Source organism: Citrobacter sp. TBCS-14 (assembly GCF_005280805.1).
In the GTDB taxonomy this organism is placed as follows: domain Bacteria; phylum Pseudomonadota; class Gammaproteobacteria; order Enterobacterales; family Enterobacteriaceae; genus Citrobacter; species Citrobacter gillenii.
In genome coordinates this window covers 249,125-273,023 of sequence record NZ_SZWM01000164.1, presented here as the reverse complement: position 1 = coordinate 273,023, position 23,899 = coordinate 249,125, and the positions used below count along the sequence as shown (strand labels likewise).

Here is a 23,899-nt window from a genome sequence, read left to right as displayed (position 1 = left end):
GAATCCGTGAGGGAAAGGGTATTCAATACGAAGGAGTTATAAGAGATTTTTGTGTTATCGCCACGGGTAGAGACTGTTCAACTTCCTGGTTAATTATAGTTCAGCAATCACGCACTTTCTGTACGCTTTTCTCATCAGGGAAGTGATCATAAGGACCATACAGGTGGTGCAGATACTGAAGAGTTCGTTGCTGGCTGCTTAATGGCCGATGTAACCGGGGGGCGACAACCGTTTGACACATCTTTTACACCGGTAGCCTGTCAGGCAGTTTGTTTTTACGCAGATACCTTTCACCCATTTTGTGACATTGTCACTCAACCCGTTATTCTGCGTTCATTACCTGTAGTTAACCATTACCATCTGATAACCCACTGAATTTTCACGCTCCAGCATTGCCGCAATGTCATCCCAGTGCATTGGCGACTTACCGCCACGTGGTTCCAGCTTAGCCGTCCGGGGCTCAACGATTTTGACAGCTGCTTCTGCGCTCATTTTGATTTCTCGCTAACAAGCTGTTAATTTTTCAATGTTCCAATTAACTTATTTCAATGAGGTATGATACCCTTTTATTAAATCTCAGTCATTTACTAAAGGGTAGCAAATCTCTACACGTGACACAGCGCTTCATCAGCATTTAAAATACTGAAATTATTTTATTCATACTACCTTAAATCATTTTTCTCAAACATTTCACTAAACATTTCATCAATAGATTGCTGATAGGATGGAGGACTTAACTTCTCCTTGATAACAATACAACACGCATATATTAATGCTAAACCCATAGCTACAATCATAATAAAAACGATGAAAAGAAAAAAACAAATAATCACTTGAGATGAATCAAGATTCTCAAATGAACTTATTCCAAAACGAAAGAGAATTAATCCTATGACACTTAATATAGTACCCATTAGTTCATATCCTCTTTACAGATACGCCATGTGCCAAACTGTCGTCCCATCATCGTTTCATAAGACATTACCTGACACCACCCCTGATTTATAAGAAAATTATTGGTCCATTCGCTATCATGAGCCTGATTAGAACGAATGGTGTCATATTTATCTTTCAACATACCTTTATCAAATGCCTCCTTTGACTGAGGGTCATTGATAAGATCATAGGCAACCTGCTCTGTGATACCAGGGCTTTTAAAATGTTCTACAAATAGTTTGTTATTTTCATCAACTTCAAATTTACTGTCAGTATGAGTTTCATTGAAACGGGCCACTTCTTGCTTCACTTCAGCAACACGGCTCTCGTAAGCATTGTGTGCAATCACGGAACCACCAAAAAGAGCAGCAACCGCTCCCACTTTTAATCCTATTTTTAGGACTACAACTAATGCCACAGCTATCGCACCACCAAAGATTGTTTTAATATTCATTTTAATTACACCACAGGAGTAGTCATTAACAATTAATTAATTTTTATATAACAACGATAGCATACAATAAAATAACCATACATAACATAGTGACTAAAAGTGAATTCCATTCACCTATTTCTATAGTCATATCAAAACCAGAGAAAATATAGATTATTCTATATTTAACACAATCACATTTCATTTATAGCAAGTATTTAAAAGTGCAGCTTGCGAGAGTGTTATTTAGACTGTTATTATCATTTCCCTTTTATGAGGAATCAACTACGCAAAGTATCCATTTATGGACACTCCTCGAACTCTGCCTTTAAAAACATAATGTTATCTTACGAAAAGAGTTTTTCTCATGATGATTTTCGCAATCCTAATGTATAACGTTTTCCGTATACACCGGTTGCCTACTGCCCTATTGTCAGAACAGATGAATTAAGTTGCAATGGTAACAATAAGAACCTGATAAATCGTAATAATTTTCTTTCAACCTAATAAATTGAAGATTATATTTTGATATGTCATTAGCAGGTACCTCAGTACCCGGTTTCAAGTAATGAATCCGGTAGAATACTGGACACAGTTGTATCTATGACGCTTTTGACTGATACGGGAAGACAGTTTCTGATGACTTTTCTTCCAATATCAACAGGGCATCCGCTTTACGCCAAAGCGGACATTCGGCGTATGTGGATTCTGCAGCCACTCTCAAGCAGGCTTAATGGAAACTAACCTTAAGGCAGATTCAGGCATCAGACTTGCCACACTGATGAGCCATGAGCATGCAGAAAGGATATATACCATGTACTCTACCGAGATAAGTGCGCCTGGTGGAGTCCGCAGGAATAACTCTGCCTCTATTTCAGTGGGTGATGCCCCTGACTGCAAAAGCGTATTATCTAACTTATTGAGCGTCCGGTGATTTGTTATGAAGAAGCTGTTTGTACAGTTTTACCTGTTGCTGTTCGTCTGCTTTCTGGTGATGACTCTGCTGGTCGGTTTGGTATATAAATTCACCGCAGAGCGCGCCGGCAGGCAGTCGCTTGATGATTTAATGAAAAGCTCCTTGTATTTGATGCGCAGTGAGCTTCGCGAGATCCCCCCCCATGAGTGGGGGAAGACGCTGAAAGAGATGGATTTAAACCTCTCGTTTGATCTGCGCGTGGAGCCGCTGAATAAATACCATCTGGATGCCCCTACCCAGCAGCGTCTGCGCGAGGGCGATATTGTGGCACTCGACGACCAGTACACCTTTATTCAGCGTATTCCTCGCAGCCATTATGTCCTTGCCGTCGGCCCGGTTCCCTATCTCTATTTTCTGCATCAAATGCGCTTGCTGGACGTCGCGCTGATGGCGTTCATCGCCATTTCACTGGCCTTCCCGGTGCTTATCTGGATGCGTCCGCACTGGAAGGAGATGTTGAGGCTGGAAGCGGCGGCGCAACGTTTTGGTGAAGGACACCTGAGTGAACGACTACATTTTGACAGCGGTTCCAGTTTTGAGCGGCTCGGCGTGGCGTTTAACCAAATGGCGGACAATATCAATGCGCTCATTGCCAGCAAAAAACAGCTGATTGATGGCATCGCCCATGAGCTGCGCACACCGCTGGTGCGTTTACGCTACCGGCTGGAGATGAGCGATAACCTCAGCGAACAGGAATCCCAGGCGCTGAATCGTGATATTAGCCAGTTGGAAGCGCTCATCGAAGAGTTACTCACCTATGCGCGACTCGACCGGCCACAGAATGAGTTAAACCTCACGGAACCAAACCTACCGGTATGGCTCACCACCCATCTGGACGATGTACAAAGCGTTAATCCTGACCGCACGGTGCGCCTGCGCCATCTAACCTCCGGTGATTACGGTGCGCTGGATATGCGCCTGATGGAGCGCGTCCTGGATAATTTACTCAACAACGCCCTGCGCTACTGCCAGTCTACGGTTCACGCCAGTCTGCTGCTTCAGGGTAATCAAGCGATGCTGATCGTCGAAGACGATGGCCCCGGCATTCCACCTGACGCCCGTGCGCAAGTTTTTGAACCGTTTGTTCGTCTCGATCCCAGCCGCGACCGGGCCACCGGCGGCTGCGGACTCGGGCTGGCCATCGTCCACTCGATTGCGCAGGCCATGGGCGGTACGGTGATGTGTGACGAAAGCGAGCTCGGCGGCGCGCGTTTCACCTTTAGCTGGCCCCTCTGGCATAACATTCCTGAATTTTCCGCTGCCTGACCCCTACGGCTCGGTGGTCAGGTAACGTTGGGTGTGCTATAAAAAAGTATGTTGTAACTAAAATGGTAACTCTATGGCTCGTTACGATCTCGTTGAACGTCTGAACAGCACTTTTCGCCAGATGGAACAAGAACTGGCGCAATTCACTGAAAATCTGCAGCAGCACACGCTACTGATTGCCCGCGTGTTCTCCTTGCCAGAAATCGCAAAAGAGTCGGAGCACGCCCCGCTGGAGGCCATCGACGTAAAACAACATTTAGGTAAAGAAGCTGAAAGTCTGGCGCTGCGCCACTATCGCCACCTGTTTATTCAACAGCAGTCCGAGAATCGCAGCAGCAAAGCTGCCGTGCGCCTACCCGGCGTGTTGTGCTATCAGGTCGACAGCCCTTCTCAGGCGACGCTGGAAGCGCAAATTCAGCGTATCAACCAGTTGAAAACAACCTTTGAGCATATTGTGACGGTGGATTCAGGTCTGCCACCCGCCGCACGTTTCGAATGGGTGCATCGCCATTTACCAGGACTCATCACCCTCAATGCTTATCGAACGCTGACGGTGGTCAGAGAACCTGCGACCCTGCGATTCGGTTGGGCCAATAAACACATTATTAAAAACCTGAAACGCGATGAGGTACTGGAACAACTGGAAAAGAGCCTGAATTCACCGCGCAGCGTACATCCATGGACGCGCGAAGAGTGGCAGGCCCGTCTGGAGCGCGAGTATCAGGACATTGCCGCCCTGCCGCAACAGGCGAAACTGAAGATAAAAAGACCGGTGAAAGTCCAGCCCATCGCCCGCGTCTGGTACAAAGGGCAGCAAAAGCAAGTGCAATATGCGTGTCCGACACCGCTGATTGCACTGATTAATAACGATAATGGTATGAGTGTGCCGGACATCGGCGAGTTGCTGAATTACGATGCCGACAACGTGCAACACCGTTTCAAACCGCAGGCGCAGCCGCTGAGGTTGATTATTCCCCGGCTGCACCTGTATGTGGCAGATTAACGTCCCGGTCGCATACTTCCGACCATCAGTTCCGGGCGCACCCAACTGTCGAACTCGGCTTCGCTAAGGTAGCCCAGCGCCAGCGCCGAGGCTTTTAACGTCAGCCCCTCTTTGTGAGCCTTTTTGGCGATCTCTGCGGCTTTATCGTACCCAATATGGGTATTCAGGGCAGTCACCAGCATCAGGGATTCGTTGAGCAACTGGTCAATGCGCTCGCGATTGGGCTCAATGCCGGTCGCGCAGTGCGCATTGAAGCTTTCCATACCATCTGCCAGCAGACGAACTGATTGCAGGAAATTATGGATAACCATCGGTCGGTAGACGTTAAGCTCAAAATTACCGGAGGCTCCGCCAATGTTGATAGCCACATCGTTGCCCATTACCTGACAGCACAGCATAGTTAAGGCTTCACATTGTGTGGGGTTGACCTTACCAGGCATGATGGAGCTGCCTGGCTCGTTTTCAGGAATCGCTATCTCGCCGATACCACAGCGCGGACCAGATGCCAGCCAGCGCACATCGTTGGCAATTTTCATTAACGATGCGGCCAGACCTTTCAGTGCACCATGGGCATGTACCAGCGCATCACAGGTGGCCAGCGCTTCGAATTTATTCGGCGCGGTGACAAACGGTGCACAGGTGATCACTCTCAGTTCATCCGCGACCCGGCGAGCATATTCAGGATGTGTATTCAGTCCGGTGCCGACGGCCGTTCCTCCCAAAGCCAGTTCAGCCACATGCGGCAGGCTGTTTTCTATGTGCTTCAGGTTATGTTCCAGCATCGCCACCCAGCCAGAAATTTCCTGACCCAGCGTCAACGGTGTAGCGTCCTGCAAATGCGTACGGCCAATTTTGACAATATCTGCAAAGGCGTGGGATTTTTTACTCAGTGTTTCAATTAAAACATTCAATTGTGGAATAAGTGACTTACGCAGAGCCAGCAGTGCGGCAACGTGCATCGCCGTGGGGAACACGTCATTTGAACTTTGGCTTTTATTGACGTCATCGTTGGGGTGTATTTTACGTTCCATCCCCCGCACGCCGCCCAGCAGTTCGCTGGCCCGGTTCGCCAGCACCTCGTTCATGTTCATATTGCTTTGCGTACCGGAACCGGTCTGCCAGATAGCCAGCGGAAACTCGTCAGCGTGTTTATCAGCCAGCACTTCATCTGCCGCCTGCATGATGGCGTTCGCTTTTTCTGCCGCCAGCAGCCCGAGGTCCTGATTTACCTTCGCGGCAGCACGTTTAGTGAGCGCCAGCGCGTGGATCAGCGAGACCGGCATTTTCTCCGTAGAGATACGAAAATGCTCCAGCGATCGTTGGGTTTGTGCGCCCCAGAGTTTATCGGCCGGAACCTCAATCGCCCCCATTGAATCATTTTCGCGGCGTACCGTTACCATGACCTGCTCCTTATATTAACAATTGATTAGGTTATGTTTCGACATTGCCCATTGCCATTGGTCTTATGAGTATTGACGAGGATGGAACCCTCGTTTGGTGGTTCGTGCGGTAAAAAAAACCGCCCCGAGGGGCGGCTGACGTTACTTAACGCAGCGTGCGCACTGCGACGTCTGAATCTGTTGGAAGAAATCGTTACCTTTGTCATCCACCAGGATAAACGCCGGGAAATCTTCCACTTCAATTTTCCAGATGGCTTCCATCCCCAGTTCCGGGTATTCCACACATTCCAGGCTCTTGATACTGCCTTGCGCCAGCACTGCCGCAGGACCGCCGATGCTACCTAAATAGAAGCCACCGTGTTTATGGCAGGCGTCAGTAACCTGCTGGCTGCGGTTGCCTTTTGCCAGCATGATCATGCTGCCACCCGCAGACTGCAGTTGATCAACGTATGAATCCATGCGCCCGGCGGTGGTTGGGCCCAGCGAACCCGAAGCATAACCTTCCGGCGTTTTCGCCGGACCCGCGTAATAGATTGGATGATCTTTAACATACTGCGGCAAACTTTCGCCGTTATCCAGACGCTCTTTCAGTTTTGCATGCGCAATATCACGTCCGACGATGATTGTGCCATTCAGTGACAGACGCGTGGAAACAGGATACTGCGACAACTGAGCCAGGATCTCTTTCATCGGGCGGTTAAGATCGACGCGCACCGCTTCGCCTTCACCGGCCTGACGCAACGTTTCCGGGATGTACTTGCCGGGATTATTTTCCAGCTTCTCAATCCAGATCCCCTGGCGGTTGATTTTGGCTTTGATATTACGATCCGCTGAACAGGAGACGCCCATGCCAACCGGGCATGACGCACCGTGGCGCGGCAGGCGGATCACGCGAATATCGTGGGCGAAGTATTTCCCGCCGAACTGCGCGCCCAGTCCAAGGTTTTGCGCTTCAATCAACAGCTCTTTTTCCAGCTCGACATCGCGGAACGCCTGACCATGCTCATTACCTTCAGTCGGCAATTCATCATAATATTTTGCCGACGCCAGCTTAACGGTTTTCAACGTTGCTTCTGCCGAGGTTCCACCAATCACAAAAGCAATGTGATACGGCGGACAGGCTGCGGTTCCCAGCGTACGCATTTTCTCGACCAGATAATTTTTCAATTTACCCGGCGTGAGCAGCGCTTTGGTTTCCTGATACAGATAGGTTTTATTCGCCGATCCCCCGCCTTTGGCGATGCAGAGGAATTTGTACTCGTCACCGTCCACGGTATACAGGTCTATCTGCGCAGGCAGGTTGGTTCCGGTGTTCACCTCGTTATACATATCCAGCGCGGCGTTTTGCGAATAGCGCAGGTTATCTTCGATATAAGTGTTATACACCCCACGCGCCAGAGCGGCTTCATCACCCCCGCCGGTCCAGACACGTTGCCCTTTTTTACCGACAATAATCGCCGTACCGGTGTCCTGGCAGGTCGGTAACACGCCTTTCGCCGCGATGTCGGAGTTACGCAGGAATTGCAGGGCCACATATTTGTCGTTCTCGCTGGCATCCGGGTCGCGAAGAATATCCGCAACCTGCTGCTGATGCGCCGGGCGCAGCATAAATGAGGCATCATGAAATGCCTGGCGGGCAAGGAGGGTTAAGGCTTGCGGATCAACTTTAATGATTTCGTGGCCTTCAAATTCGGAAACGGAAACATGGTCGCTGGTCAACAGATAGTATTCGGTATCATCCTTTTTGAGGGGGAAAGGATGCTGATAATGAAAGGGTTTGTTTGACATTGTGCTCTCACTTACTGCTCGGTCTGGTTATTCTCTGGGCAGATGTTCCATTGCCCTGCTTCCCTGTCGCGGGTCCGGTTGTGCCAGCAACGGCCTTTATGCAACCAGAATTGCTCAGGGTATTAAAAGCGAGTCACCATATCCTACACAATTTTTTAACAAAAACTGAGACAAGTACGACTTTTTACATGCGCAGGTTACTTCCCCGTGGGTTTCTTGGTTTAATAGTCAGAGATAATTCCACATTGAAACAGGGCTTGATAATGCAAAAACTCATCAACTCAGTGCAGAACTATGCCTGGGGAAGCAAAACTGCCTTAACGGAACTTTATGGCATTGAAAATCCGACCCAGCAACCGATGGCAGAGCTGTGGATGGGCGCCCATCCGAAAAGCAGTTCTCGGGTTCAGAACGCCGACGGCCAGACAGTTTCCCTGCGTGACGTGATCGAGCACGATAAGTCAGCACTGTTAGGTGATGCCGTAGCACAACGCTTTGGTGAACTGCCTTTCCTGTTTAAAGTGCTCTGCGCTGCCCAGCCTCTTTCGATTCAGGTCCACCCGAACAAACACAATTCTGAGGTTGGCTTTGCCAAAGAAAACGCTGCAGGGATCCCAATGGACGCCGCCGAGCGTAATTACAAAGATCCTAATCACAAGCCCGAACTGGTGTTTGCCCTGACGCCTTTCCTGGCGATGAATGCGTTTCGCGAGTTCTCCGAGATTGTGGCACTGCTACAGCCAGTGTCTGGTGCGCATCCGGCCATCGCTCACTTCCTGCAGGAACCCAACGCCGAGCGTCTGAGCCACCTTTTCGCCAGCTTGTTGAATATGCAGGGCGAAGAGAAATCGCGTGCGCTGGCCGTACTGCAATCTGCCCTTAACAGCCAACAGGGTGAGCCGTGGCAAACTATCCGTCTGATAGCGGATGTCTATCCGGATGATAGCGGCCTGTTCTCTCCGCTGCTGCTCAATGTGGTGAAGCTGAATCCAGGCGAGGCGATGTTCTTGTTTGCCGAAACCCCACACGCCTACTTGCAAGGTGTGGCGCTCGAGGTCATGGCCAACTCCGATAACGTACTGCGCGCCGGACTGACGCCGAAATACATCGATATTCCAGAACTGGTCGCCAACGTTCAGTTTGTCGCTAAACCGGCGAATCAACTGCTGACAACCCCAGTCAAAACAGAGAGTGAACTGGATTTCCCAATCCCGGTTGACGATTTCGCGTTCTCCCTACATGAACTGTCTGCCCGTGAAGCCACTATCAGCCAGCACAGCGCCGCCATTTTGTTCTGCGTTGAGGGCGAAGCCGTGCTGAGCAAGGGCGAGCAACGCTTGGTACTGAAAGCAGGTGAATCGGCATTTATCAGCGCCAATGAGTCGCCGGTGAACGTCAGCGGCACCGGTCGTTTAGCGCGGGTTTATAACAAGCTGTAGCAAGATACTGATATTTTTAACAACTCTTGCTAAGCTAGTAGTGAGTTAAAGACATGTCACCCCTCCAGGCGTCTTCAAACGCCTGGATTTATTTTATGGATATCGAAATGAAAAAAACGCTGGTAGCTGCGGGTGTGGTGGTTGCACTGGGAATCGTCTGGACGGGCGGTGCATGGTTCACGGGAAAGAAACTGGAAACCCATCTTGCTGAGATGGTGACGCAGGCAAACGATCAGCTCAAACGCCTCTCGCCCGAGGCAGGCATTGAGCTGAGTTATGAGAACTACCAGCGCGGCGTGTTCAGCAGCCAGCTGCAACTGGTGGTAAAACCTGTTGCTGGTCAGGAAAATGCCTGGCTGAAGCCAGGGCAAAGCATCATTTTGGATGAATCCGTCGATCATGGCCCTTTCCCGCTAGCCCAGCTTAAGTCATTCAACCTGGTACCCGCGATGGCCGCAGTCAAAACCACGCTGGTGAATAATGACGTCACCAAACCGTTATTTGACATTGCCAAGGGTGAGTCACCTTTCATCATCAATTCCCGCGTGGGCTATAGCGGCGATACCCGCTCTGACATATCTCTCAAGCCGCTGAGTTACGAAAAAGGCGATGAGAAAGTGGCCTTTAGCGGAGGCGAATTCCAGCTCAGCGCCGACAAAGACGGTAACGCGGTTTCCCTGACCGGTGAAGCGCAAAGCGGCGTGGTCAATGCGGTTAACGAGTACGATCAAAAAGTACAAGTTACCTTTAATAATCTGAAGACGGATGGCTCAAGCTCGGTTGCCAGCTTTGGTGAGCGTATTGGCGATCAGAAATTGTCCCTTGATAAGCTGTCTATTTCCGTCGAAGGCAAAGAGCTGGCGGTGCTGGAAGGCATGGGCATCGACGGTAAATCAGACCTGGTTAACGAGGGTAAAACCGTCAACAGCCAGCTGGATTACACGATCAACAGCCTGAAATTGCAGGGTCAAGATTTGGGTAGCGGTAAGCTGACGCTGAAAGTAGGCCAGATTGATGGCGAAGCATTACATCAGTTCAGCCAGCAGTATAGTGCCCAAACCAAAGCATTGATGTCACAGATTGACGTAGTGCAAAACCCGGAGCTGTATCAGCAGAAAGTGACCGAAGCGTTCTTCAGCGCTCTGCCTATTCTGATGAAGGGTGAGCCGGTTATTACCGTTGCGCCACTGAGCTGGAAAAATGCCAAGGGTGAGACCAGCTTTAATCTGTCCCTGTTCCTGAAAGACCCGAATGCGAACCAGGAAGAACCAAAAACGCTGGCCCAGGAAGTGGATCGCTCAGTGAAATCACTGGACGCAAAGCTGGCGATCCCGATGGATATGGCAACTGAGTTCATGACCCAGATTGCCAAACTGGAAGGGTATCAGCAGGAAGAAGCGGCAGGTATGGCGAAACAGCAGGTCAATGGTCTTGCTGCGATGGGTCAAATGTTCCGCATCACGACGGTACAGGACAACACCATCGGCTCCAGCCTGCAGTACGCAAACGGTCAGGTGACGCTCAACGGCCAAAAAATGCCGCTGGATGAGTTTGTCGGCATGTTTGGTATGCCAACACTTTCCGCACCAGATGCCCCGGCCATGCCGCAGCCGTAATTTCCATCTGCGTGATGTCCGCCACAGCCCGATAAAGCAATTTATCGGGCTTTTTTACCTCTGGCGCATTACTTTTGCGTCACCAGTCTGGCGGATAACGTCAGATTGCGCGAATGCCCCTCATCACTGCTGATTCGCTGGAGTACGCGTTCAGCCAGTGTATATCCCATTTCACGCGCAGGCGTGCTGGCCCAAATAATCGGTAAATCATCCAGAGCGTTCTCTGCCACATCGGCAAAGGCGGCTAGCGAGATCTGCTGTTCAAAATAACGGTCAACGCCAATTTCACCACTCTGTCGCCCTGCTTTCATCAGGCCAAACCAAGCCCCAACGGCGATAGTTTCGTTATAGCACACCACCGCACTGATGGTCGGGTTATGCCGTAGTAGCGCCGTCACGGCGTCTGCGGCCTGCTTCTGGCTTGAGGCGCACTCCAGTACCCAATCGCTGTGAAAAGGCAGTCCAAATTTAAGCAGCGTGGCGCAATATCCCCCCACGCGTTCTGCACGGGTCAGAGAGGAGCTCTGTCCACCTAACCAGGCGATTCGTTGATGACCATGCCCGACAAGATGCTCAACTAACAGTTGCGCAGCCTGCATATTGTCGGGTCTGACGGTGTCAGCATCATCCAGATAGCTGGCGCGTGAAGCAAACACTACCGGAATACCCTTTTCACCGGCCAACTGCCGTAACGCGTCGCTGCTGCCCGCGGCTCCGGCGATCACCACCCCGTCAACACCCTGATTGAGTAACATCGAGAAACGCTGGGCCAGCTGTTCGCCGTCCTTACCGCCATGCAGTAAAAATACCATCCGCCCCTGAGCTTCTAAGGCTTCCGTCAGTCCTGCCGTCAGTTCGGCATAAAACGGCGTCGAGAGATCGCGAACGATTAACCCAATAACCCCACTCTGCCCGCCACGCAGCGCCGATGCCTGGCGGTTACGTACGAACCCCAGTTGTTCGATGGCAGCATTGACCCGTTCTCCGGTCGCTGATGAGATACGCCCTTTGCCGCTAAGAACCAATGAGACGGTACTGACTGAGACACCGGCCGCCAGCGCTACATCATGAATGGTTATTTTTTTGGCTATAGCCATAAAACCAGAAAGCTCCCTGATAACGTGATGGATAAAACGTTTTATCAATCATCCGTATTTATACGCCCTATTATCCTTCGATAATGTGATTTGTAACGCACTAAAATTAGGTAAAACGTTTTATCTTCTCGCCATCATTCGTTGGTCGATTTTTTACAAGGAGTCGTTAGATGACGACGAGAACCACACCAAAAGTCACGTTATGGGAATTTTTCCAGCAGTTGGGCAAAACCTTTATGTTGCCCGTAGCACTGCTCTCGTTTTGCGGGATCATGCTGGGGATCGGCAGCTCATTAAGCAGCCATGATGTCATTACGCTGATCCCCGCGTTGGGGAACCCGATGTTGCAGGCGCTGTTTACCTGGATGAGCAAAGTCGGATCCTTCGCATTTAGTTTTCTGCCGGTGATGTTTTGTATCGCTATCCCGCTTGGCCTGGCGCGCGAAAACAAAGGCGTTGCGGCCTTTGCCGGTTTTGTCGGCTATGCGGTGATGAACCTGGCCGTCAACTTTTGGTTAACGGCCAAGGGAATATTGCCCACCACGGATGCGGCGATCCTCAAAGCCAACAACGTGCAAAACATTCTGGGGATCCAGTCGATCGACACTGGGATCCTCGGTGCGGTAATCGCCGGGATCATTGTCTGGATGCTGCATGAACGTTTCCACAACATTCGCCTGCCGGATGCGCTGGCGTTCTTCGGTGGTACCCGTTTTGTGCCGATTATTTCGTCGGTAGTGATGGGACTGGTCGGGCTGGTCATTCCGCTGATTTGGCCGTTCTTCGCCATGGGTATCACTGGCTTGGGTAACATCATCAATAGCGCCGGTGATTTTGGTCCGATGCTGTTTGGTACCGGTGAACGTCTGCTGTTGCCGTTTGGCCTGCATCACATTCTGGTGGCCTTAATTCGCTTCACTGAAGCTGGCGGTACGCAGGAGGTGTGTGGTCATAGCGTCAGCGGCGCGCTGACTATTTTTCAGGCTCAACTGAGCTGCCCGACCCCCCAGGGCTTCTCTGAAAGCGCCACGCGCTTCTTGTCTCAGGGTAAAATGCCGGCGTTCCTCGGCGGTTTGCCGGGCGCAGCGTTAGCGATGTACCACTGCGCTCGCCCTGAAAATCGTCATAAAATTAAGGGATTATTAATCTCTGGTCTGATTGCCTGTGTGATCGGTGGTACCACCGAACCCCTGGAATTTTTATTCCTGTTCGTGGCACCGGTACTGTATGTAATCCACGCGCTGTTGACCGGGCTGGGGTTCACCGTAATGGCAGTACTTGGCGTCACCATCGGCAATACCGATGGCAACCTGATTGACTTCGTGGTGTTTGGCATCCTGCACGGGTTGTCCACCAAGTGGTATCTGGTACCGGTTGTCGCTGCTATCTGGTTCGCGGTGTACTACGTCATCTTCCGCTTCGCCATCACCCGCTTTAATCTTAAAACACCGGGTCGTGATGTCGAAATTGCCAGCAATATTGAGAAAGTCATGGCAGGAACGCCGGGCAAATCAGGCTATAACGTCCCGGCTATTCTGGCGGCGCTGGGTGGTGCAGAAAATATCGTCAGCCTGGATAATTGCATTACCCGCTTGCGTCTTTCCGTGAAAGATATGTCGCTTGTGAACGTGCAGGCACTGAAGGACAATCGCGCGATTGGTGTCGTTCAACTCAATCAGCATAACTTGCAGGTCGTCATCGGTCCGCAGGTCCAGTCGGTGAAGGACGAAATGACGGTTCTGATGAATACCGTACAGGCATAAGGGCAACAATATGTTTGATTTCTCAACTGAAGTGGACAGGCACGGTACCTGGTGCACCCAATGGGATTATGTCGCCGACCGGTTTGGTTCGGCCGACCTGCTACCATTCACCATCTCAGATATGGATTTTGCCACCGCACCATGCATTCTCCAGGCGCTGACGCAGCGCCTGTCACACGGTGTGTTGGGCTACAGTCGCTGGAAAAATGATGATTTTTTGGCGGCAATTAGCCACTGGTTCCTGACCCGCCATAACACCCAAATCGATCCGCAATCTGTAGTTTATGGCCCCTCCGTCATCTATATGGTGTCGGAGCTGATCCGCCAGTGGTCATCAACGGGTGACACGGTGGTTATCCATACTCCAGCTTACGATGCGTTTTACAACGCCATCAAAGGCAACCAGCGTACAGTGCACCCTGTTGCACTGGAGAAACGTGCGCACGGCTGGTATTGCGATATGGCTAAGCTGGAAGAAACCCTCTCGCGGCCTGAAAGCAAAATTCTTCTGCTCTGTAGTCCGCAGAATCCGACCGGCAAGGTCTGGACCCGAGATGAACTGGAAACCATGGCTAGCATGTGCCAACGGCACGGCGTGAAGGTCATTTCCGACGAGATTCATATGGACATGGTATGGGATCAACAACCTCATATCCCATGGAATCAGGTTGCTCGAGGCGACTGGGCGCTGCTCACATCCGGCTCCAAGAGTTTTAATATTCCGGCGCTAACCGGGGCTTACGGAATCGTTGAAGACGCCGATAGCCGTAACCACTACCTTGCGGCGCTAAAAGGCCGAGATGGCCTTTCCTCACCTGCAGTACTGGCGCTTACCGCGCATATTGCTGCTTATCAGCACGGCTCCCCGTGGTTGGATGCGTTACGCGATTATCTGGCCGCTAATCTGCACTATGTCGCACATGAGCTTAATGCTGCGTTCCCTGAGTTAAACTGGCAGATCCCACAATCAACTTATCTGGCATGGATTGACCTGCGTCCGCTCAATATTGATGATCATGCGTTGCAGGATGTACTCATCCATCAGCAAAAAGTCGCGATCATGCCGGGATATACCTATGGTGAAGAAGGCCGCGGCTTTGTCCGTCTGAATGCCGGGTGTCCGCGTGCAAAACTGGAAAAAGGTGTGAATGGGTTAATAAACGCTATTCGTTCGCTACGCTGACTTTACTTGCGCAATACGTCCTGTATTGCGCAATTTTACCTGCTGGGGAATCCGCCTTCTTTGTTATTCTCTCACCATTGCACAATAGGGCAATGTGAGAAAAAACAGTATTTTTCAGCTAACCGTGTATAGTGGGCTTCCACTCAAATCAGGAAGAGCCTATGTCTGAACGTAAAAATGTGAAATCCCGCCGTAATTTTCTTATCAAATGTCCTTGCCCTAACTGCACCGCGCATTCTGAACACAGTTTTTCTCGCGTACAAAAAGGTGCCATGTTGATTTGCCCGCAGTGCAATAAACTATTCCAGGCCGATACCAAACTCGTCGCGTAAACTGCTATTCAGATAACCGCTGCTCAAAACAATTATCATGAATTGCGGTTATCACAGCATAAATCATCACTCCGAATCTCACGACATCTGTCATCTATAATTTCAGCAAATATCACGCCTAAATTAGGCTATTACAAAGCGAATACCTACTTTCTGGATGGTTTTAGCGGATGATGTTTCTGTTGTATAATGGTGCGCACTTTTACTAAAAACAAAGAGTGCGACCATGATTGATAAATCCCTCCCCTTAACCGACATCCATCGCCACCTTGATGGCAACATTCGTGCGCAAACCATTCTCGATCTTGGCCGTCAGTTCAATTTAACGCTTCCCGCTCAAACGCTGGAAACGCTGATCCCGCACGTGCAGGTCACCTCGACAGAACCGGATTTAGTCAGTTTTTTGTCGAAGCTCGACTGGGGCGTGAAGGTACTGGCCTCACTGGATGCCTGCCGCCGCGTGGCATTTGAAAATATTGAAGATGCCGCCCGTAACGGGCTGCACTATGTGGAACTGCGCTTTTCGCCCGGCTATATGGCGATGGCGCATCAACTCCCCGTCGCGGGCGTGGTTGAAGCAGTGATTGCGGGCGTACGTGAAGGCTGCAAGGCTTTTGGCGTGGAAGCGCGCTTAATTGGCATTATGAGCCGTACTTTTGGCGAAGCCGCTTGCCTGCAGGAACTGGATGCGCTGTTAGCACACCGTGACCACATTACCGCACTGGACCTGGCGGGCGATGAACTGGGTTTCCCAGGCAGTCTGTTCCTGTCTCATTTTAATCGGGCGCGCGATGCAGGCTGGCACATTACCGTGCACGCTGGTGAAGCAGCAGGCCCTGAAAGCATCTGGCAGGCGATCAGAGAACTGGGCGCTGAACGTATTGGTCATGGCGTTAAAGCTGTGGAAGATCGTGCATTGATGGATTTTCTTGCCGAGCAGCGAATTGGCATCGAATCCTGCCTGACCTCCAACATCCAGACCAGCACCGTTGCTTCACTGGCTGCACATCCGCTGAAGACGTTCCTCGAACAGGGTGTGTTGGCCAGTCTAAACACCGACGATCCCGCGGTTCAGGGCGTGGATATTATTCACGAATATACCGTTGCTGCTCCAGCTGCAGGGTTGAGCCGCGAGCAGATCCGTCAGGCGCAAATTAATGGTCTGGAAATGGCGTTTTTGAGTACTGAAGAGAAACGTGCGTTGCGTGAGAAAGTCGCAGCGGCATAACGATGATAGTGCCGGATAGCGCTAACGCTTATCCGGCATTTCCGTAATCAGGCAAGACACAACGTAGAACGATGTTTTGCCGATTCAATACCCAGCTCAATCAGTTCCATAATTTGAATGGCCTGTCGTGCTGGAACCGGGTTTTCACCATTGCCGTTCAGTGCATCACGGATACCCGCATAATAAGCCGGATAGTTACCCGGCACGGTTAACCAGGTCTCTTCCACACGTTCTTCGCCTTCGACCCGCGTCAGCACGCCATCGCGCATGTCGTAACCCCAGTCTTCCTGCGGCAAACGTTCACCATTTTTTAAACGTTCTTCCTGCGGATCAAGACCGTATTTCACATAGCTCCCACGCGAACCGTGCACGATGTAGCGTGCCGACTCGGCGGCAGCCAGCATGGTGCCGTGCAGAACCACCCGACGCTGAGGGTAAGTCAAAATGGCGTGGAAATAATCTGTCGATTGTGCGCCAGGACGCAACTGCGCAAGGTCCACCGTCAGGCTGACGGGCAAACCAAACAGGTTAATGGCCTGATCCAACAGATGCGGCGCTAAATCGTACCAGATACCGCTTCCTGGACCGCCCTGTTCACGCCAGCGGTCGCGGACCTGCGGACGGAAACGATCGAAGTGGGATTCAAAGTAAGCGACTTCACCCAACACTCCGTCTGCCAGCAGGGCTTTCAGCGTCAGGAAATCACTGTCCCAGCGGCGGTTATGGAAAACAGACAGCACACGACCCAGGCTACGCGCCAACGCATCCAGTTCGCGAGCTTGTGACAGTGTCACGGTAAATGGCTTATCAACAACCACGTGTTTACCCGCTTCCAGCGCTGCTTTAGCGAGCGGAAAATGCGTGTCATTCGGCGTGGGGATCACAATCAGGTCGATGCGGGGATCGTTAAACAGATGCTTAGGCTCACTCACCACCGTAACAGAAGGCCAGTCCGCCTTCACTTTTGCTTCGTCACTACTGGATACCGCGGCCAGCTCTAGCCCCGGGGTGCCCACAATCAGAGGGGCATGGAAAGTTTTGCTGGCATAGCCATAGCCAATCAGCCCAACGCGGATGTTGTCACTCATGTTATTGCCTCTCAATTCAGGACCGACCTATTTCACACCATACATCGCAACGTCACAACAGTTTAATAACCTTTGCAGGGAAAAGGTTGTTTCTTAACTTAAGTCAAACATATGCCACTTAGTGATAACTTGCTGCGAAAAAGTCGTCGAAATCGTTCCCAATGCTCTTGCCGTCTTACTTATTGATAAGTAACATTTGCCTCCTGTGTTTAAGGATAAATCAAAGCAAATGTCGTCAGTAATGAATCGTCTTATTGAGTTAACAGGTTGGATTGTTCTCGCGGTTTCCGTCATCCTTTTAGGTATTGCCACGCATATCGACAACTACCAGCCACCAGAACCAACGGCTTCGGTGCATACGGTGCAGAAAAAATAACCCACGGTCTCCTTTTTTAACCCAGCAGTCATGCTGGGTTAGGTTGTAACAGCGTCATTTCTATCAAAAATAGCGAATTGTGCAGTCCCCCACCTTGGCACTTATTGCCTGCGATAGCGAAGCGCGTTACCCTTTGACCGGGTGCTCAGCGTGCCTGCGTATCTATCAGTACGAACACTCTTATTTGTATCTTTGCACACCCTGCGTTTTTATCTGTGCAACCTTGTTTATTTTTTAATATTAACTACTCCGTTGGTGTTATTTTCTTAATATGGATCTCCACATATGACTGTTCAGGATTACTTATTAAAATTCCGCAAAATCAATTCCCTCGAAAGCCTGGAAAAACTGTTCGATCATCTTAACTACACGCTCACCGACGATCGCGACATTATCAATATGTATCGCGCGGCGGATCACCGCCGGGCGGAGCTAATCTCCGGGGGACGCCTGTTTGATATCGGCCAGGTGCCAAAATCCGTCTGGCATTATGTGCAATAAATAAGAAAGTAGCGCTCATCGTTAAAAGCTTTATAATAATCGCCCCAAAATGAATGGCATGTTTGTTTGCACGCGTAAATCTGGAGAAGAGATGACGACGACACCGGCACAACGTATCGGAGGCTGGCTACTTGGTCCACTGGCCTGGCTGTTAGTGGCGTTGTTGAGCGCTTCGCTGGCGATCCTGTTGTATGTAACTGCGCTGGCAACTCCGCAGACGTTTCAGACGCTCGGCGAACAAAGCGCCACTAATTTACTGTTATGGGGCGTTTCCTTTATTACCGCTATCGCCATGTGGTACTACACGCTGTGGCTGACTATCGCGTTTTTCAAACGCCGACGCTGTGTACCTAAGCACTATATTTTATGGTTACTGATCTCCGTGTTACTGGCTATTAAAGCCTTTGCGTTTTCACCTGTTCCGGATGCCTTTGCCGTCCGCCAGCTACTGTTCCCGTTGTTGGCTGCTGCATTGCTGGTGCCCTATTTCAAGCGTTCGCAGCGCGTGAAATCGACGTTTGTGAACCCGTAATAACCCTACAGTTAACCTGTTGTCGCCTGTTGTAGATTGTCAGATAATAGGCGGCTTTTTTATTTCAGGCCGAAAAATGACTGATTACCTGCTGCTGTTTGTCGGAACTGTACTGGTCAATAACTTTGTACTGGTCAAGTTTCTGGGTCTCTGCCCGTTTATGGGCGTTTCCAAAAAACTGGAAACGGCGATGGGCATGGGCCTCGCCACGACCTTTGTAATGACGCTGGCATCGATTTGCGCATGGCTGATTGACACCTGGATCCTCATCCCGCTCGATCTCATCTACCTGCGTACGCTGGCGTTTATCTTAGTCATCGCCGTGGTCGTGCAATTTACCGAAATGGTGGTGCGCAAAACGAGTCCTGCTCTGTATCGCCTGCTGGGGATCTTCTTACCGTTGATCACCACTAACTGTGCGGTACTGGGCGTCGCGTTGTTGAATATCAACCTCGGTCATAACTTTTTACAGTCGGCGCTGTACGGTTTTTCCGCTGCCGTCGGCTTCTCGCTGGTGATGGTACTGTTCGCCGCCATTCGTGAGCGCCTCGCTGTGGCTGATGTTCCGGCACCTTTTCGCGGTAATGCGATTGCGCTGATTACCGCCGGTTTAATGTCATTGGCCTTTATGGGCTTTAGTGGTTTGGTGAAGCTGTAATGAATGCTATCTGGATTGCCGTTGCTGCAGTGAGTCTACTGGGTCTGGCATTCGGCGCTGTTTTAGGCTATGCCTCCCGACGTTTTGCCGTTGAGGACGACCCGGTCGTTGAAAAAATCGATGAGATCCTTCCGCAAAGTCAATGTGGCCAGTGCGGTTACCCTGGCTGTCGCCCGTATGCGGAAGCGATTGGCTGTCAGGGCGAAAAAATCAATCGCTGCGCCCCCGGTGGTGAAGCGGTGATGCTAAAAATTGCGACGCTGCTGAACGTCGATCCGCAGCCTATTGATGGCGATGAACAGGACGTTACGCCGGTGAGAATGCTGGCGGTCATTGATGAAAATAACTGTATTGGCTGTACAAAGTGCATTCAGGCCTGCCCGGTTGATGCCATCGTCGGCGCGACGCGTGCGATGCACACAGTCATGAGCGATCTCTGTACCGGATGCAACCTGTGCGTTGATCCCTGCCCGACTCAGTGTATTGAATTACGTCCGGTTGCCGAAACGCCTGATAGCTGGAAGTGGGATTTGAACACTATCCCCGTGCGCATCATTCCCGTGGAACAACATGTTTAAGCTATTCTCTGCATTCAGAAAAAACAAAATTTGGGACTTCGAAGGCGGCATTCATCCGCCCGAAATGAAAGCCCAGTCAAACGGCACGCCGCTGCGACAAGTCCCACTGCCGCCGCGTCTGGTGATTCCGCTCAAACAGCATATTGGTGCTGAGGGTGAGCTGTGCGTAAACGTCGGTGACCACGTCCTGCGCGGCCAGGCGCTGACGCGTGGACGAGGCAAAATGCTGCCAGTGCACGCGCCAACCTCCGGCACCGTTGTGGCCATTGCTCCGCACTCCACTGCGCACCCTTCAGCATTGGCAGAGCTCAGCGTCATAATCGATGCAGATGGCGAAGATCACTGGATTGAGCGTGAAGGCTGGGCTGACTATCGTTCCCGCAGCCGAGAAGAGCTTATTGCCCGTATTCATCAGTTCGGCGTTGCCGGACTGGGCGGTGCTGGTTTCCCTACTGGCGTAAAACTGCAGGGCGGCGGCGATAAAATTGAAACATTGATCATCAACGCTGCGGAATGTGAGCCCTACATTACTGCTGACGATCGCCTGATGCAGGATTGTGCAGCTCAGGTGGTGGAAGGCATCCGCATTCTGGCCCACATTCTTCAACCGCGCGAGATCCTGTTGGGGATTGAAGATAACAAACCGCAAGCGATATCAATGCTGCGCGCGGTGCTGGCGGACTCACATGATATCAGCCTGCGCGTTATCCCAACCAAATATCCTTCCGGCGGCGCGAAGCAGTTGACCCAAATTCTGACCGGAAAACAGGTCCCACACGGTGGACGCTCCTCGGATATCGGCGTCCTGATGCAAAACGTCGGTACGGCCTATGCTATCAAACGCGCCGTGATCGACGGAGAACCGATCACCGAACGCGTCGTAACGCTGACCGGCGAAGCCGTTAGCCGTCCGGGCAACGTCTGGGCACGTTTAGGCACGCCTGTTCGCCACCTGCTTGATGACGCAGGTTTTTGCCCTTCCGCAGAGCAAATGGTCATCATGGGCGGCCCGCTAATGGGCTTCACTCTCCCCTGGCTTGATGTCCCCGTAGTGAAGATCACCAACTGCCTGTTGGCGCCATCTGCCAGTGAAATGGGTGAACAGCAGGAAGAAAAAGGCTGCATTCGCTGTAGCGCCTGCGCCGACGCCTGCCCGGCCGATCTCTTGCCTCAGCAGCTTTACTGGTTCAGTAAAGGACAGCAGCACGACAAAGCAATCGGTCACAATATCGCTGACTGCATTGAATGCGGTGCCTGTGCGTGGGTATGTCCCAGCAATATTCCGCTGGTGCAGTATTTCCGTCAGGAAAAAGCTGAGATTTACGCCATAAGCCAGGAAGAAAAACGCGCCGCAGAGGCAAAAGCACGATTCGAAGCCAGACAGGCACGCCTGGAGCGTGAAAAAGCCGCGCGTCTTGAACGTCATAAAAGCGCCGCCGTTCAGCCTGCCGCGAAGGACAACGATGCCATTGCTGCCGCACTTGCACGGGTGAAAGAGAAACAAGCACAGGCTTTACAACCGATTGTTATTCAGGCCGGAGAGAAACCGGATAATAGTGCAGCCATTGCCGCCAGAGAAGCACGGAAAGCACAGGCCCGGGCCAAACAGGCGGAAAATGTGCCTGCTACCGACAGCACCACCGATACCGATCCGCGCAAAGCCGCGGTAGAAGCCGCTATTGCCCGTGCCAAAGCACGCAAGCTTGAGCAGCAACAGGCCGTCGCCGAGGCTGCCAAACCGGTTGACCCGAGCAAAGCCGCGGTAGAAGCCGCCATTGCCCGCGCTAAAGCACGCAAACTTGAGCAGCAGCAGGCCGTCGCCGAGACAGACGAACCGGTTGACCCGCGTAAAGCCGCGGTAGAAGCCGCCATTGCCCGTGCTAAAGCACGCAAACTTGAGCAGCAGGTTGTCGCCGAGACCACCGAACCAGTTGATCCACGCAAAGCCGCCGTTGCGGCCGCTATTGCACGCGCTCAGGCTAAAAAGGCCGCCCAGCAGCAGGTTGTTAACGAGGAATAAATGGTATTCAGAATCGCAAGCTCTCCCTATACCCATAACCAGCGCCAGACATCGCGTATTATGCTGCTGGTGTTAATTGCCGCGTTACCGGGGATTGCCGCTCAGCTTTGGTTTTTTGGTTGGGGCACGTTGGTACAGATTTTTCTCGCCGCCATCAGCGCCATTGCCGCTGAAGCAGGCGTATTGAAACTGCGTAAACAGCCGGTTGTCGCTATTTTAAAAGACAACTCCGCCTTGCTCACCGGGCTACTGCTTGCCGTCAGCCTTCCGCCGCTAGCCCCCTGGTGGATGGTGGTCCTAGGCACCGTATTTGCCGTGATCATTGCCAAGCAACTGTATGGCGGCCTCGGGCAAAACCCGTTTAACCCGGCGATGATCGGCTATGTGGTTCTGCTTATCTCCTTCCCGGTGCAGATGACAAGCTGGCTTCCCCCGCATGAAATTGCGGCCACGGTACCGGGATTTGTTGACGCCATTAACGTCATTTTTACCGGACATACCTCAAGCAGCGGTGATATGAACACCTTACGCATGGGTATCGATGGCATTAGCCAGGCGACGCCGCTTGATACGTTCAAGACATCGTTGCACGCCGGACGCACGGTAGAACAGGTTATGCAGTACCCCATTTACAGCGGGATGCTTGCAGGCGCAGGCTGGCAGTGGGTAAACCTGGCCTGGCTGGCGGGCGGCGTCATGCTATTGTGGAAAAACGCTATTCGCTGGCATATTCCGGTCAGTTTCCTGCTGTCGCTCGCTGTCTGTGCGACGTTAGGCTGGCTTTTCTCTCCCGAGTCGCTGGCGTCACCACAGCTGCACCTGCTCTCTGGCGCAACCATGCTCGGTGCGTTCTTTATTCTTACCGATCCCGTTACGGCATCGACAACCAATCGCGGTCGGCTGATTTTTGGTGCACTTGCCGGTCTGTTGGTATGGCTGATTCGCAGTTTTGGTGGGTATCCGGATGGCGTGGCCTTTGCGGTATTGTTGGCAAATATCACGGTCCCGTTGATTGATTATTACACCCGCCCTCGCGTGTACGGACATCGCTAAGGACACCCTATGTTGAAAACGATTCGTAAACACGGTATCACTCTGGCACTCTTTGCCGCTGGTTCTACGGGCTTAACAGCGGCAATCAATCAACTGACTAAGTCTACGATTGACGAGCAGGCAACGCTGCAGCAAAAAGCGCTGTTTGATCAGGTTCTGCCAACTGACCGCTACAATAATAATCTGCGCGACAGCTGTTATCTGGTCACGGCTCCGGCGTTGGGTAAAGGGATACACCGTGTTTATATTGCCCGCCAGGACGAGCGACCGGTCGCTGCCATCCTCGAAGCCACCGCGCCAGACGGCTACTCCGGCGCGATACAACTGCTGGTTGGTGTCGATTTTAACGGTACCGTGCTGGGTACGCGGGTCACGGAGCATCATGAAACGCCGGGTCTGGGCGATAAAATCGAGCTTCGACTGTCCGACTGGATAACGCACTTTAGCGGCAAAACGATCTCTGCTGAAAACGATCCTCATTGGGCGGTGAAAAAAGATGGCGGTGACTTCGACCAGTTCACCGGTGCCACCATCACCCCCCGCGCAGTCGTCAATGCGGTGAAACGCGCAGGCCTGTATGCACAGACGTTGCCTGCACAACTTCCTCAACTTCCCGCCTGTGGAGAATAAACC

23 protein-coding genes are annotated in these 23,899 nt (G+C 51.6%); 16 read left to right on the top strand and 7 right to left on the bottom strand.

The window, feature by feature from the left end; all coding sequences use genetic code 11:
- Positions 1 to 336: 336 nt before the first annotated feature.
- The 3 genes from FDX22_RS29975 to FDX22_RS05030 form a co-directional block, all read right to left on the bottom strand.
- The gene (locus FDX22_RS29975) at positions 337 to 492 is read right to left on the bottom strand and encodes a hypothetical protein (protein ID WP_170972988.1); all 156 of its coding nucleotides are present in this window, start codon (positions 490 to 492) and stop codon (positions 337 to 339) included.
- Between the two features lie 170 nt (positions 493 to 662).
- Positions 663 to 914: a hypothetical protein gene (locus FDX22_RS05035; RefSeq protein WP_115258548.1), complete on the bottom strand. Its 252-nt coding sequence runs from the start codon at positions 912 to 914 to the stop codon at positions 663 to 665.
- Complete coding sequence (locus tag FDX22_RS05030) at positions 914 to 1,390, bottom strand: hypothetical protein (protein WP_146716798.1); 477 nt, start codon at positions 1,388 to 1,390, stop codon at positions 914 to 916. Before FDX22_RS05030 ends, FDX22_RS05035 begins: the two co-directional genes overlap by 1 nt.
- 919 nt (positions 1,391 to 2,309) lie before the next feature.
- Between FDX22_RS05030 and rstB the strand changes: the two genes are divergently transcribed.
- Positions 2,310 to 3,611 carry a two-component system sensor histidine kinase RstB gene (gene rstB, locus FDX22_RS05025; protein ID WP_117343079.1) on the top strand — a complete coding sequence of 434 codons (1,302 nt, stop codon included), beginning with the start codon at positions 2,310 to 2,312 and terminating at the stop codon, positions 3,609 to 3,611.
- Positions 3,612 to 3,684: 73 nt separating this feature from the next.
- Entirely contained in the window at positions 3,685 to 4,614 is a 930-nt protein-coding gene (gene tus / locus FDX22_RS05020) for a DNA replication terminus site-binding protein (protein ID WP_117343078.1), read from the top strand.
- Here the strand turns inward: tus and fumC are convergent.
- Together fumC and fumB are read right to left on the bottom strand one after the other, a co-directional pair.
- A complete protein-coding gene (fumC, locus tag FDX22_RS05015; RefSeq protein WP_096757122.1) occupies positions 4,611 to 6,014 on the bottom strand; it encodes a class II fumarate hydratase in 1,404 nt (467 codons plus the stop codon). The genes tus and fumC overlap by 4 nt on opposite strands.
- Before the next feature lie 141 nt (positions 6,015 to 6,155).
- Positions 6,156 to 7,802, bottom strand: coding sequence for a class I fumarate hydratase (gene fumB / locus FDX22_RS05010; protein ID WP_135912084.1), 1,647 nt, complete (start codon positions 7,800 to 7,802; stop codon positions 6,156 to 6,158).
- Positions 7,803 to 8,065: 263 nt separating this feature from the next.
- Here fumB and manA point away from each other — a divergent pair, with 263 nt between their 5' ends.
- Both manA and FDX22_RS05000 read left to right on the top strand, forming a co-directional pair.
- The gene (manA, locus tag FDX22_RS05005; RefSeq protein ID WP_146716797.1) at positions 8,066 to 9,241 is read left to right on the top strand and encodes a mannose-6-phosphate isomerase; all 1,176 of its coding nucleotides are present in this window, start codon (positions 8,066 to 8,068) and stop codon (positions 9,239 to 9,241) included.
- A gap of 107 nt (positions 9,242 to 9,348) precedes the next feature.
- Positions 9,349 to 10,857, top strand: coding sequence for a YdgA family protein (locus FDX22_RS05000; protein WP_117343123.1), 1,509 nt, complete (start codon positions 9,349 to 9,351; stop codon positions 10,855 to 10,857).
- 68 nt (positions 10,858 to 10,925) lie between these two features.
- On the opposite strand, the gene FDX22_RS04995 is transcribed toward FDX22_RS05000, so the two are convergent.
- Positions 10,926 to 11,954 (bottom strand): Mal regulon transcriptional regulator MalI, encoded by a 1,029-nt coding sequence (locus FDX22_RS04995; protein WP_117343075.1) that lies wholly within the window; start codon positions 11,952 to 11,954, stop codon positions 10,926 to 10,928.
- Between the two features lie 170 nt (positions 11,955 to 12,124).
- Between FDX22_RS04995 and malX the strand changes: the two genes are divergently transcribed.
- The 4 genes from malX to add all read left to right on the top strand — a co-directional run bounded on the left by malX (position 12,125) and on the right by add (position 16,460).
- Positions 12,125 to 13,717, top strand: coding sequence for a maltose/glucose-specific PTS transporter subunit IIBC (gene malX, locus FDX22_RS04990; protein ID WP_146716796.1), 1,593 nt, complete (start codon positions 12,125 to 12,127; stop codon positions 13,715 to 13,717).
- A 10-nt stretch (positions 13,718 to 13,727) separates the two neighbouring features.
- Positions 13,728 to 14,900 (top strand): MalY/PatB family protein, encoded by a 1,173-nt coding sequence (locus tag FDX22_RS04985; protein ID WP_146716795.1) that lies wholly within the window; start codon positions 13,728 to 13,730, stop codon positions 14,898 to 14,900.
- A 161-nt stretch (positions 14,901 to 15,061) separates the two neighbouring features.
- A complete protein-coding gene (locus FDX22_RS29970; protein ID WP_164496619.1) occupies positions 15,062 to 15,232 on the top strand; it encodes a YnfU family zinc-binding protein in 171 nt (56 codons plus the stop codon).
- Positions 15,233 to 15,458: 226 nt separating this feature from the next.
- A complete protein-coding gene (gene add / locus FDX22_RS04980; RefSeq protein WP_117343072.1) occupies positions 15,459 to 16,460 on the top strand; it encodes an adenosine deaminase in 1,002 nt (333 codons plus the stop codon).
- 47 nt (positions 16,461 to 16,507) lie between these two features.
- On the opposite strand, the gene FDX22_RS04975 is transcribed toward add, so the two are convergent.
- Positions 16,508 to 17,548 (bottom strand): oxidoreductase, encoded by a 1,041-nt coding sequence (locus FDX22_RS04975; protein WP_146716794.1) that lies wholly within the window; start codon positions 17,546 to 17,548, stop codon positions 16,508 to 16,510.
- Positions 17,549 to 17,789: 241 nt separating this feature from the next.
- Between FDX22_RS04975 and blr the strand changes: the two genes are divergently transcribed.
- The 8 genes from blr (at position 17,790) to rsxG (ending at position 23,896) form a co-directional block, all read left to right on the top strand.
- Complete coding sequence (gene blr / locus FDX22_RS04970) at positions 17,790 to 17,924, top strand: division septum protein Blr (RefSeq protein ID WP_117343071.1); 135 nt, start codon at positions 17,790 to 17,792, stop codon at positions 17,922 to 17,924.
- A 285-nt stretch (positions 17,925 to 18,209) separates the two neighbouring features.
- A complete protein-coding gene (ydgT, locus tag FDX22_RS04965) occupies positions 18,210 to 18,425 on the top strand; it encodes a transcription modulator YdgT (RefSeq protein ID WP_096757131.1) in 216 nt (71 codons plus the stop codon).
- Between the two features lie 91 nt (positions 18,426 to 18,516).
- Positions 18,517 to 18,957, top strand: coding sequence for a DUF2569 domain-containing protein (locus FDX22_RS04960; RefSeq protein WP_115258559.1), 441 nt, complete (start codon positions 18,517 to 18,519; stop codon positions 18,955 to 18,957).
- Positions 18,958 to 19,033: 76 nt separating this feature from the next.
- Positions 19,034 to 19,615: an electron transport complex subunit RsxA gene (rsxA, locus tag FDX22_RS04955; protein ID WP_005121199.1), complete on the top strand. Its 582-nt coding sequence runs from the start codon at positions 19,034 to 19,036 to the stop codon at positions 19,613 to 19,615.
- Positions 19,615 to 20,193 (top strand): electron transport complex subunit RsxB, encoded by a 579-nt coding sequence (gene rsxB / locus FDX22_RS04950; RefSeq protein WP_096757133.1) that lies wholly within the window; start codon positions 19,615 to 19,617, stop codon positions 20,191 to 20,193. The genes rsxA and rsxB overlap by 1 nt, the downstream gene beginning before the upstream one ends.
- Complete coding sequence (gene rsxC / locus FDX22_RS04945) at positions 20,186 to 22,213, top strand: electron transport complex subunit RsxC (protein WP_146716793.1); 2,028 nt, start codon at positions 20,186 to 20,188, stop codon at positions 22,211 to 22,213. The genes rsxB and rsxC overlap by 8 nt, the downstream gene beginning before the upstream one ends.
- Entirely contained in the window at positions 22,214 to 23,266 is a 1,053-nt protein-coding gene (gene rsxD / locus FDX22_RS04940; RefSeq protein ID WP_146716792.1) for an electron transport complex subunit RsxD, read from the top strand.
- 9 nt (positions 23,267 to 23,275) lie between these two features.
- Positions 23,276 to 23,896: an electron transport complex subunit RsxG gene (gene rsxG, locus FDX22_RS04935; RefSeq protein WP_115258562.1), complete on the top strand. Its 621-nt coding sequence runs from the start codon at positions 23,276 to 23,278 to the stop codon at positions 23,894 to 23,896.
- Positions 23,897 to 23,899: the final 3 nt, after the last annotated feature.

What these genes read in the sequence shown, in the direction of transcription:
- blr (WP_117343071.1), top strand. Translation starts at nt 17,790, where the DNA reads ATGAATCGTCTTATTGAGTTAACAGGTTGGATTGTTCTCGCGGTTTCC.
- add (WP_117343072.1), top strand. Translation starts at nt 15,459, where the DNA reads ATGATTGATAAATCCCTCCCCTTAACCGACATCCATCGCCACCTTGAT.
- tus (WP_117343078.1), top strand. Translation starts at nt 3,685, where the DNA reads ATGGCTCGTTACGATCTCGTTGAACGTCTGAACAGCACTTTTCGCCAG.
- FDX22_RS04960 (WP_115258559.1), top strand. Translation starts at nt 18,517, where the DNA reads ATGACGACGACACCGGCACAACGTATCGGAGGCTGGCTACTTGGTCCA.
- rstB (WP_117343079.1), top strand. Translation starts at nt 2,310, where the DNA reads ATGAAGAAGCTGTTTGTACAGTTTTACCTGTTGCTGTTCGTCTGCTTT.
- rsxG (WP_115258562.1), top strand. Translation starts at nt 23,276, where the DNA reads ATGTTGAAAACGATTCGTAAACACGGTATCACTCTGGCACTCTTTGCC.
- fumC (WP_096757122.1), bottom strand. Translation starts at nt 6,014, where the DNA reads ATGGTAACGGTACGCCGCGAAAATGATTCAATGGGGGCGATTGAGGTT.
- FDX22_RS29975 (WP_170972988.1), bottom strand. Translation starts at nt 492, where the DNA reads ATGAGCGCAGAAGCAGCTGTCAAAATCGTTGAGCCCCGGACGGCTAAG.
- malX (WP_146716796.1), top strand. Translation starts at nt 12,125, where the DNA reads ATGACGACGAGAACCACACCAAAAGTCACGTTATGGGAATTTTTCCAG.
- rsxD (WP_146716792.1), top strand. Translation starts at nt 22,214, where the DNA reads ATGGTATTCAGAATCGCAAGCTCTCCCTATACCCATAACCAGCGCCAG.
- FDX22_RS05030 (WP_146716798.1), bottom strand. Translation starts at nt 1,390, where the DNA reads ATGAATATTAAAACAATCTTTGGTGGTGCGATAGCTGTGGCATTAGTT.
- fumB (WP_135912084.1), bottom strand. Translation starts at nt 7,802, where the DNA reads ATGTCAAACAAACCCTTTCATTATCAGCATCCTTTCCCCCTCAAAAAG.
- FDX22_RS05000 (WP_117343123.1), top strand. Translation starts at nt 9,349, where the DNA reads ATGAAAAAAACGCTGGTAGCTGCGGGTGTGGTGGTTGCACTGGGAATC.
- FDX22_RS04985 (WP_146716795.1), top strand. Translation starts at nt 13,728, where the DNA reads ATGTTTGATTTCTCAACTGAAGTGGACAGGCACGGTACCTGGTGCACC.
- rsxA (WP_005121199.1), top strand. Translation starts at nt 19,034, where the DNA reads ATGACTGATTACCTGCTGCTGTTTGTCGGAACTGTACTGGTCAATAAC.
- rsxB (WP_096757133.1), top strand. Translation starts at nt 19,615, where the DNA reads ATGAATGCTATCTGGATTGCCGTTGCTGCAGTGAGTCTACTGGGTCTG.
- ydgT (WP_096757131.1), top strand. Translation starts at nt 18,210, where the DNA reads ATGACTGTTCAGGATTACTTATTAAAATTCCGCAAAATCAATTCCCTC.
- manA (WP_146716797.1), top strand. Translation starts at nt 8,066, where the DNA reads ATGCAAAAACTCATCAACTCAGTGCAGAACTATGCCTGGGGAAGCAAA.
- rsxC (WP_146716793.1), top strand. Translation starts at nt 20,186, where the DNA reads ATGTTTAAGCTATTCTCTGCATTCAGAAAAAACAAAATTTGGGACTTC.
- FDX22_RS04995 (WP_117343075.1), bottom strand. Translation starts at nt 11,954, where the DNA reads ATGGCTATAGCCAAAAAAATAACCATTCATGATGTAGCGCTGGCGGCC.
- FDX22_RS29970 (WP_164496619.1), top strand. Translation starts at nt 15,062, where the DNA reads ATGTCTGAACGTAAAAATGTGAAATCCCGCCGTAATTTTCTTATCAAA.
- FDX22_RS05035 (WP_115258548.1), bottom strand. Translation starts at nt 914, where the DNA reads ATGGGTACTATATTAAGTGTCATAGGATTAATTCTCTTTCGTTTTGGA.
- FDX22_RS04975 (WP_146716794.1), bottom strand. Translation starts at nt 17,548, where the DNA reads ATGAGTGACAACATCCGCGTTGGGCTGATTGGCTATGGCTATGCCAGC.